We start from the raw sequence: 10,038 nt of genomic DNA on the forward strand, positions 1-10,038 counted from the left end.
TTAATGGTACCACATCTAAAAATTCTATGCAAAAAAATTGGCTTTTTGGAGAGCGATTCTAAACAAAGACCATATAACGCGCAATTACAATTGGTACCCCTTAATCCTCAGCACATAAAGGAAAAAATATGGAATCAAAAAATAACCGATATGTACTCTGGTTATGACTTGAATCAGGGAGAATTTCAGAGACGACACATCGTACTTTTTTTGTTTACACTTGTAAACTAACTAGCGTACATTAAGTTTATGCTCACTATCAAGCGTTGTCAATCCTTTAGACTCTTATCAATTTCGAAAGAAAGTAGCAAGGTTATTGATTGTGACTGTAAAAGTGGGGTGTTCCTATAAGCACATTAAACTATCTTCTCTAATTTATCATGCTATTTAAATTCTGTTTTTTCATGAGAATTTTTGTCCAAAACTTGTTAAAATGATTTTAAAAAATACTTACATACACAATCCCCAAAAGACACTAATGTCATTTCAGTCAAAAAAGATACCGCAGAAAATTTCCACCTGAGATTCAATACGATATTACTTTCTTGACAGCCAGCTTAATTCCTTAGTTGAATAGATTATTAAAGTGCACAAAAAAACAATGCGGCGTTTGTTATATTTTCTGGTATAAGCGACGGTGCTATAAACTTTTTTGCAGATTAAAAATCATATGAATTTAACTCCAGTAATAAGAGTTTAAGTGCCAATGCATGCATGATTCTTTCAATTTCCGTTTTATGAGTAGACAGAGCGATTCCTTCATTGCATTGGAAAATGAGTTTGTTTCTCGTAATATGTATGCTCTCATTTTTGGTTGCATAGTATTCTCTCCATTCGTCTTCATACATAAGAACGCCTCCTTTGATCATCCTATATTTAAGTCCTTCGTTATTAATATACGTAAAAAGTTGGTATTTTATTTTTATTTTCTCTCTCTTTAAAAAAACTGAAAAAAGAGCGGTTTACAGGCATTTTCATGGATAGTTACCCATAGATCAATCTGAAATGAGCGTAGAACTTCCCTCTCAAACACTGGTTTTTTAGAGAAATACGAAATATTAGGGTTATTTGCAGAATAGCTACTTATTCTTACAAAGCAACAAGCGAGCAAAAGAAAAATTCCTTTCAAGCGTTTTTTGGCGGTACACTATTTTAGCGACAGGCAAGATAGCAAATATTTTTTACAACTGGTTTGACTGTCGGCGATGACAGCCCACAGCCAAAAATAAAGAAGTCAAGGACTGTGAGGGTGGAGATTTTTTGGTGGTCTGCCAAAAAATACTTACCCGTTCCTTGACTTATTTAAGTGTTATTCAGTTTTAGGCTATTACAACTGGGTGACTGAGACGATTTTGGGGGCTTGCCCCTTTTTTCCAAAAGGGGCAAGGTCTAGATCTTGTGTTTTTATTTTTTTGGAAATTCAAAAGCTAATTTCATTTCGTCATTCAGTGTTAACTTTGCCGAGAAATTGCTTCCTTTTTTACTTTTGAACACTTTGATTAAACTCGTTTCTCTTTTGCTTAATAAATCTTGGACATTTTTCTTTGTGAGTGCTTTTTGGCTCCATCTTTTAGGAAGCGTAAATTTGCAACCGTCTTTGTAGCCCGAACAGCCATAAAATTTTCCTTTGTCTACTACGCTGTTTTGACATTTCGGACACGTACCCATCACATTTTCTTGTTCCATATGACCGGCTACATCTGCAATGTTTTCTTTTTTGTCTTGGAAGTTTTGTGGCACTTTTTCAATGAGGTGCTGCACAAACCGCTCGATACTGCCTAAAAAAGCTTCTTGTGTGCCTTGTTGGCTTCGGATCTTTTTCAAATAGCGTTCCCATTGGGCAGTCATGCCGGCATTGGCGATTTCGTCCTCTGCAATTATGCGGCACAACAATTCGCCTTTTTCTGTCACATAGATTTTACTCTTACTGATCGTGATGTAGTCCTGTTTCTTCAAGGTTTCAATGATACTGGCTCTAGTGGCCTCGGTTCCAATCCCTTCGGTTTCTTTAAGAATGTCTTTGCTGTCTTTATCGTCCATTGCCCGTCCGACATGTTTCATGGCGGTTAGCAGTGTGCCCTCTGTATAGTAATTGGGTGGTTGGGTTTTCCCTTCCTTTGTTTCAAGGGCGAAAGCCACTGAATCATTGACGGTTACTTCTGGTAAAAGTGGGTCGTCCTTGTCTTTTTCTTCCTGTTTATATAGTCGTTTCCATCCACGCTCTTTTTCTGTCTTCCCTTTTGATTGGAACAGAACCTGATTGATCGCTGTATCAATGGTGGTTTCGTCATAGATATACGGCTTTTCAAAAATTGCGAGGGTACGATACAAGACCAGAAGATAAATGTTTTTTTCGTCTTTCGTTACATCACTGAGCTTCGGCAATGTCTTCGTTGGAATAATCGCATAGTGTTCTTGTACTTTGCTTCCATCTACATACCGTTTATTTTCGTTTAGCTGCGGTTCGGAAATGCCCACTCCTGCTAGTTCGAGATACCGACTGAGGTTGCTTTTCAGGTAGTCAAATTCGGGGCTACCAATATAATTGGTATCGCTTCTTGGATAAGAAAGCACCTTTTTTTCATAGAGTTTTTGAGCGATCGAAAGCGTTTTGTCGGCACTGTACTTAAGCAAGCTATCATCCGAATTGTAAGTTAAAATCTCTGTCAAATCATAATAAAATGAAGCATATCCTGAAGGTCTCATCCCCATATGATAGCCATTGATCCAAACCCGAGCGTTTTTATAAACACCTTCAAAATGAATTTTTACGACTTTATTCGTAAGGTCACCCAACTCTTGCAGCGACTGTTTGGTTCGATACCAACCTATCCCTCCGGGTAGATACCCTGTTCCGCTTGAAAAGTGTTTTTCAAAGGGATAAGAGACACCCCAATCATGAGGAATCGTTACCTTTTCCCAAGTAGAATCATCAAAATCTTTTTTCCATGCTTCTTTTTCTTCTTGTTTTGAGAATCGCCATTCATTCAAAAAACGTTTTTCCATTTAATCCCTAACCTCCCTTTTACCAATACTCAAGTAAAGAAATCGCTTTCTTTCACTTAATTTTACTAAAACATTTAATGAAGAACATAGTCTATCCGATTCATTTTCATGTATTATATGATATGAAGAAAAAAAGCGCCTACCTTTTCGTAGGTAATAGGAGGGAACTATGTACCACATCCATTCGAATATATTTAATCCTGAAATTATTTATGTCGTTGACTTTTGGAATAAAAAGAAAAATCTTCGAGGCTACCACCATCATGATTTCATTGAGATCAGCATCGTATTAGAAGGAACCGTTGATTACGAATTTAATGAGACCCGCACAAGGTTATTTACTGGAGATGCCCTCCTTTTTAACCCTGGTCTTCCTCATACCGAAATCCATCCGGCTGAGATGGAATCCCATGAACTTCATAACGGCCTTTCCAATATTTTGATCGAAGGACTTCCTTTTAATACCTTTCCAAATGAAAATCCCCTACTAGACTTGGGAATTTATCAAGAAGCGTTTTTCAAAAAAGCTTGACAGCTGACCCAGGAGTTCAATAGCCATAACCTTCATCACGATTTGATGGGCAAAGGAATCATTCTCGAAATGCTAGCTTTGATTTTAAGAAGTTTGACGCCCTCCGATCCAAACAATTGCCTGGCAGTGATCTCTGAAAAAGATAAACAAAAACAAACGCTAGTGAACCATACGATTTATTATTTGGAGAATCATCACCAAGAAGACATCACATTGGAAATGCTAGCAGACATGCTTTATATTAGTCCTGCCCAACTTTCAAAAGTCTTTCGGAAAATCACTGGTCGTAGTCCGATTAAATATTTGATCGAGATTCGGCTCAAACACGCCTATGAGCTGTTGCTTCATACCAATTTGACCATCAAAGAAATCGCAGAAAAAGTAGGTTATCATGATCCTTTTTATTTTAGTAAACTATTTAAAAAGCATTATCATCTTGCTCCTTCTAACGTTCGTAAAAGAAACTAACTGAATTTGCAGACAAAAAAGGATGCATCGCTGCACCCTTTTTCTTATACGATTACTTGCTTCATATAGCCTGCTTCGTCAAAATCTAATGGGGAAATGCGAACCTGTCGATGAAATCCGCGGGCTTCTTCTGGATACTTACTAAGTGGAACAGCAAAGCTGTGATAAGCAATATAATACCTATCAGAATGCTCTAAAATACTGTGATGACCGGTTCCTAAAATGCCTTTTTCAACATTTTTTTGTAAGACAGGATAATGATAGTGAATCGGTCCATACAATGAAGAGGAGGTACCATAATTCACATGATAGTCTTCGCTGCGGGTATCTTCTCCTGACCAAGTAAAATGATACAAATCATCTTTTTTCAAAACGGTAATGGCTTCTCGAAAATCTTCCAGCCCTTGATATTCTGCTAGCGTATCAAGTTTGACTGTTCGCATGTCATCTCCCAACGCTACGATCGCAGCCGTTCCTCCCGCAGAATTGCCAAACAACAGATAGTACTTTCTAGCTTCTACGTAAACAGATGGATCAATGACTTGACTCATGTTTAACCCATAGTCATCGATAAGGTCAGGACTCAAAAGCGGCTTCTCATCTGCAATAAAGGGACCTGTTGGATGATCCGCATAAGCGACACCGATTCCTGAGCGTCCATCCGCCATTTTTCCAGTAAAGTAAAAATAAAACGTTCCTTCTTTTTCTGCTGTACAAGGTGCCCACGCACCACCGATCGTCCATTTCACTTGCGAGGATGCTAGATCAAGGATCGTTCCTTTATTTGTCCACTGAGTAAGATCTTCCGATTCAAATACCGAAAAGCTTGTCCCAGACCAATCGGTAAAACCATCTGATGTTGGATATAAGTAAAATTTCCCGTTAAATGACACCAAATCAGGGTCTGCATAAAGACCATCTAAAACCGGGTTTTTCTGTTGATAATAGGTCAGTAATCGTTGATACTCATCATCTGTGATCGTGATCACTCCACCATGGCGCTTGATAGATTGACCGAAGTCAAAGGCAGAAACAGGTTCGAAAACGCCTGTTGCGAGATCATCACTTACTGCGATCCCATATCCGGTGCCTTTTTTAAAGTGATCTACGATCAGCGCCCATTTGCCATCAGGTAATTGGTACAATTGCGGTCCTTCAACCCCTTCTAATTGAGCGAGATATTCAGAAGCTACTTCCTGATAGTCTCCTGTCAGCTGTTGACTGCGATCTAAAAAAATGCGACTATTTTCTTCGTTTTTTGTAAAACGATAATAATACCCCTGACTAAAAACAATCGTTGTATCGATCACATCCATCGTTTTTTCAATAAATAGCACTGGCTCAGTAAACGTCTGAAAATCCTTGGTAGAAACAGAATAAATCTTATGTTTTCCACTGACATTTGCAGCAAAATAGACAAAAAATGTCTCTTTTTCTGCGTCATAAATTGCCTCTGGCGCCCACAAATTCCCGGCATCTTCTGGAGCGATCGTTGCGGTCCATGGTTTTGTCCAATACACAAGATCCGTTGATGACCAGATAACCATCTGGCGGCTACCATTGGTTTGAGCCTGTGCCCAGCCAAGTCCCTTTTCAATACGCAAATCTGTCGCAATGAGATAATACGTGTCCTTCCCCTTAACCAGAAAAGGATCCCTAACTCCTTTTTCCCCAAAATCACTTTTCAAAACGGGATGTCCTTGATTTAAATCCGTAAAAGTCAACCCATCCTTGCTCACACTAAAGTATACTTGTTCACCATTTTTTTGCTCGCCAGTGAAATGACAAAATAAATAAGCCGTCATCCAATCCCTCCTAATTCCTTCTCTATGCACTCGACTTCCTTCTCTCTCATTTTATAGAAGTCCCCGTGAATTTGTATAAGTTGATGAACGAACTTTTATAAGATTTTGAAACACTTGCTTTTCTATTTTCTTACACGAGCGACTCCATTGACTAGCCATTCTTTGCTATTTCTTGTCAAAAATCATCGGTCATTGTTCACTCATTTTCTTCATACCTGAAGTTTGAGCAGCAAATAAACGATCAAAAAAAGCACACATCCGAAGGTGGATACGTGCTTTCTCAACATTAAAATCGATTGAAGATTTTATACATTTATTTGAAAGAAGTTAGTTCGTCCAAGCAGCAACTTCTTCTGGGTGATTGGCTACCCAATCTTTGGCTGCATCTTCGGCTGACGTTCCGTCATTGATTGCTAACATGACTTCTTCCATGTCTTCTTGTGTCCAGTTGAAACGATCAAGTACTTCGTAGACTTCTGGCATGTCATCTGCTAATCCTTGGCGTACAACAGTGTTGATGCTTTCTGCTTCACCCATTGTTCCTTCTGGATCATCCAGATATTTCAGATCATATTTCGCAAACATCCAATGTGGAGACCAGCCAGTAATAACGATCTCATCTTGGTTCTTGATGGCTTGGCCTAATGCCACTGTCATCGCTCCTGAAGAAGAGGTAGCGACATTCCAATCGGAAAGGTTGTCATAAGTTGCAACCGTATTTTCCGCTGCATTTACGACACCAGCGCCTGGTTCGATACCAGTGATGGTTTTTCCAGCTTCGTCAGAAAGGTCTGCGATGGAATCTACATCCATATAACTTGGTACAACGATCCCCAGTTTTGCCCCCTCTAAGTTAGGACCTAAGTTTTCAACTTGGTCTTGGTACTGTTCATACTGGGATTGATGCGTAGATGGCAGCCAAGCAGCAACCATCCCGTCAACTTCCCCTTTTGCCACCGATTCCCACATGATGGCATTATCCAAAGGCGTCGTATTGACTTCGTAGCCCATTTGCGACAAAACTTCTGCCACCACATGGGTAGATGCAACTTCCGTATCCCATTCGACATACGCCAAGTTCACCGTGCCTTTGCTGTCAGAAACATTTCCAAAGGCAAACGATGCTCCAATCAAAGCAACGACTGCCGCTGCAGCAATCCCGCCAAAAAGACGTTTTTGTTTGCGACTTGTCTTGCTGGCTGCTTTTTGATGTGCCGAACGATTCAAATTCTGGGTAAAGCGATCCATGATGATCGCCAAAATAACTAAGGATACCCCACTGACAAATCCGTTACCGACTTGTGCTCGTTGCAAGGCGGACAAGACGCCGCGCCCTAACCCAGGAGCACCGATCATTGACGCGATCACGACCATTGATAATGCCAGCATCGTGGTTTGGTTGACCCCAGCCAAAATAGTGCTTTTGGCTAGTGGCAATTCTAATTTGATCAGTTTTTGCCAGCCAGTCCCACCGAAAGAATCAGAGGCTTCCACCAATTCACGAGAAATTTGGCGAATCCCTAAGTTCGTCATCCGAACGGTTGGTGGTAGAGCAAAGATCACTGAGGCGAAGACCCCAGGAACCATCCCGATCCCAAAGAAAGCAACCGCAGGAATCAAATAAACGAAACCAGGCATCGTTTGCATAAAGTCTAAGATCGGCGTCACGATACTTTGCGCTTTTTCGCTTTTCGCCATTAAGATCCCTAGTGGAATCCCAATGATGATCGAAACCAAACTCGACAACAAGACCAACGTCACGGTGTTCATCAAGTCTGTCCATAACCCTTGGTTATAGATGAACAGCAACCCGACAAAAGTAAAAGCTGGCAAGCCGAATTTTTTGCGTGAAACGAAAAAGGCAGCAGCCGTCAATAAGACGATCATTAATAACGGTGGTACAAACAGTAATACATTTGTAATAGCGTCCATAATAAATTGTCCGAAAGACTGTAAGGCTGAAAACAATCCACTGAAAGTTCCTGTTAGCCAATCAGTAAAGTTTTCGACCCAATCAGCCACCGGAATCGTATGTTGTAAGAAATTATCCATTTGTCACTACCCCTTCCTCTGCTTGAGCGGCTGAATCAGTCTCAGCCAATGCTTCAATCACACTTCCGCGGATCACGACTCCGATCAAACGATCGTTTTCTACCACGGCTAAAGGTGTAGGCGAATCATAGATCAAATTGAAGATATCCGTTACCAGCATATCTTTATCGATCTTTTTAACATTTTTATCAATAACTTCCTTCAAGGTCAGATTGTTTTTCCGTGCCTCACGAGCAGACTCGGCTGTCAGGCTTCCTTTTAGGTGACGACGTTTGTCGACGGCTAACAGCATGCTGACTTCTTCTTTCCGCATCCGGTTCAATGCTACGCTTGGTCCATCAATCTCGATGTTCGTCGTCAATGCTGGGACCATGATGTTTTGCGCAGTCAAGACTTTGGAACGATCGACATCTTCCACGAAATCACGCACGTATTGATTGGCAGGATTCGTCAAAATATCTTCCCCTGTACCGATCTGCATGATCTGACCATCTTTCATTAAAGCGATCCGGTCACCGATCCGCAAGGCCTCGTTCAAATCATGGGTGATAAAGATAATCGTTTTTTGAACATTGGCTTGCAATTCTAAAAGTTCATCTTGCATTTCACGGCGAATCAGCGGATCTAATGCTGAAAAGGCCTCATCCATCAAGAGGATCTCTGGATCATTGGCTAACGCACGGGCAAGTCCCACACGCTGTTGCATCCCTCCAGACAGCTGGTCAGGGTATTGGTCTTTAAAAGAAAGCAATCCTGAGTTTTCTAACGCTTTTTCCGCTTTCGCTGTTCGTTCTTCTTTCGAGACCCCACGGACTTCTAGTCCGTATTCTGTGTTCTCTAAAATTGTCCGATGAGGGAAAAGGCCAAAGCTTTGGAAAACCATGTTGATTTTGTGACGGCGAACTTCTCGTAGTTCCTCTTTACTCATTTTGGCAACATCCACGCCATCTATGTAAATATCTCCGCCAGACGGCTCGATCAATCGATTCAATAGTCGAATCAATGTTGACTTCCCGCTTCCTGAAAGGCCCATGATGACGAAAATCTCGCCTTCGTTGACTTCAAAGTTCACATCATAGACCCCAACGGTGGCACCCGTTTTTTCTAAAATCTCGTTTTTGCTGCGTTGTTCTTTGACCATGGCAAGAGCTTGCTGCTTTTTCTTACCGAAGATTTTGGTTAAGTGTTCCACTTTAACTTTACTCAAATGATTAATACTCCTTTTTCTGAAAAATTTCACCAAAGTGACCATACTATCTTAACAAGATGTGGTCACTTTGTCAAAAAAATTTCCCAATGCTTTTTCTTTTGCAAAAAAAGCATGGGAATCAGGAAAAAGAATTACGCTGAATGGTCCGTTGGATAGAAGAAATTGGTCATGCGCTGCAACGCCAATTCATTCCCGACAAAATAAATCGTATTGCCTGCACTGAATTTCGCATAAGGTCCCGGTGACAACAACAATCCTTCGGTTGTTTGGATCGCGATGATCGTCGCCCCTGTTGCCTGCCAAACATTCAATTCGTTGATACTTTTTTCCAAATGCTGCGCCTGTTCCGTCAGCTGAAGCTCAAAGGGCACAAACGGACTCATGTGGTGTACCTTTTTGGTTTGCTGCACTAGCATGTTCAACAAGTCAGAAAAATTATCCAGCTCTTGCTGCTGCCGCTCCACACTGTCTAAAATATCTTGTCTAATTTCTTGGATCGACTGCACATCTTGGTATTGTTCCACAAAGGCCTGTGCTTTTTCCTTTGAAGCAATATAGGCGCCGCTGCCATGACGGACGTCCATGATTTCTAAATCAACTAATACATTGATCGCTTTGCGGGCTGTTTCAGGAGAGACATTGAAATTGCTGGCTAACGTTGAGCGTGCATGGATCTTTTGCCCAACTTGGTAGCGATTTTCAACGATTCGTTCCGCGATCGCTACGGCAATCTGCTGATAACGAGGCAAAGCGACCTTCTTTTTATCTTGAAACTTATTCGTCATGATGAACTTCCTTTACTTTTTTTTCATCATAACAAGAAACATTGTTGGTGGCAACTATTCACTGGTTCACGAATTTTTGATCAAGCGGGCACGAATGATCGCTGTTTCTTGCTGTATCTGCTGCTGTAGATCTTGCAGCAGTGTTTCATTTGTCTCATCGGTTCTGTTGCAAAGTTTTAA

General features: G+C 40.9%; 9 protein-coding genes. 3 read left to right on the plus strand and 6 right to left on the minus strand.

Going from position 1 to position 10,038, the window contains the following annotated elements; translation table 11 throughout:
* Positions 1–231, plus strand: a 231-nt coding sequence (locus BAU16_RS13685) for a hypothetical protein (protein WP_237579224.1), incomplete at its 5' end; no start/stop codon positions are given.
* A 428-nt stretch (positions 232–659) separates the two neighbouring features.
* Here BAU16_RS13685 and BAU16_RS07505 read toward each other — a convergent pair.
* A complete protein-coding gene (locus BAU16_RS07505) occupies positions 660–848 on the minus strand; it encodes a hypothetical protein (RefSeq protein WP_002311028.1) in 189 nt (62 codons plus the stop codon).
* A gap of 556 nt (positions 849–1,404) precedes the next feature.
* On the minus strand, positions 1,405–3,006 hold the full coding sequence (locus BAU16_RS07510) for a type IA DNA topoisomerase (protein WP_161526838.1): 1,602 nt from the start codon (positions 3,004–3,006) through the stop codon (positions 1,405–1,407).
* Positions 3,007–3,175: 169 nt separating this feature from the next.
* Between BAU16_RS07510 and BAU16_RS13690 the strand changes: the two genes are divergently transcribed.
* Both BAU16_RS13690 and BAU16_RS13695 read left to right on the plus strand, forming a co-directional pair.
* Positions 3,176–3,538: an AraC family ligand binding domain-containing protein gene (locus BAU16_RS13690; RefSeq protein WP_237579225.1), complete on the plus strand. Its 363-nt coding sequence runs from the start codon at positions 3,176–3,178 to the stop codon at positions 3,536–3,538.
* A 69-nt stretch (positions 3,539–3,607) separates the two neighbouring features.
* Positions 3,608–4,006, plus strand: coding sequence for a helix-turn-helix transcriptional regulator (locus tag BAU16_RS13695; RefSeq protein WP_237579226.1), 399 nt, complete (start codon positions 3,608–3,610; stop codon positions 4,004–4,006).
* Between the two features lie 44 nt (positions 4,007–4,050).
* Here BAU16_RS13695 and BAU16_RS07520 read toward each other — a convergent pair whose 3' ends face one another.
* The 4 genes from BAU16_RS07520 to BAU16_RS07535 all read right to left on the minus strand — a co-directional run bounded on the left by BAU16_RS07520 (position 4,051) and on the right by BAU16_RS07535 (position 9,858).
* The gene (locus BAU16_RS07520) at positions 4,051–5,811 is read right to left on the minus strand and encodes a family 43 glycosylhydrolase (RefSeq protein WP_161526839.1); all 1,761 of its coding nucleotides are present in this window, start codon (positions 5,809–5,811) and stop codon (positions 4,051–4,053) included.
* A 327-nt stretch (positions 5,812–6,138) separates the two neighbouring features.
* Positions 6,139–7,863, minus strand: coding sequence for an ABC transporter permease/substrate binding protein (locus BAU16_RS07525; RefSeq protein WP_005228611.1), 1,725 nt, complete (start codon positions 7,861–7,863; stop codon positions 6,139–6,141).
* A complete protein-coding gene (locus BAU16_RS07530) occupies positions 7,856–9,070 on the minus strand; it encodes a quaternary amine ABC transporter ATP-binding protein (protein WP_005228609.1) in 1,215 nt (404 codons plus the stop codon). Before BAU16_RS07530 ends, BAU16_RS07525 begins: the two co-directional genes overlap by 8 nt.
* A 134-nt stretch (positions 9,071–9,204) precedes the next feature.
* Positions 9,205–9,858: a GntR family transcriptional regulator gene (locus BAU16_RS07535; protein ID WP_161526840.1), complete on the minus strand. Its 654-nt coding sequence runs from the start codon at positions 9,856–9,858 to the stop codon at positions 9,205–9,207.
* Positions 9,859–10,038 lie beyond the last annotated feature (180 nt).

Origin of the sequence: Enterococcus sp. JM9B, assembly GCF_009933265.1 — a bacterium.
In the GTDB taxonomy this organism is placed as follows: domain Bacteria; phylum Bacillota; class Bacilli; order Lactobacillales; family Enterococcaceae; genus Enterococcus_C; species Enterococcus_C songbeiensis.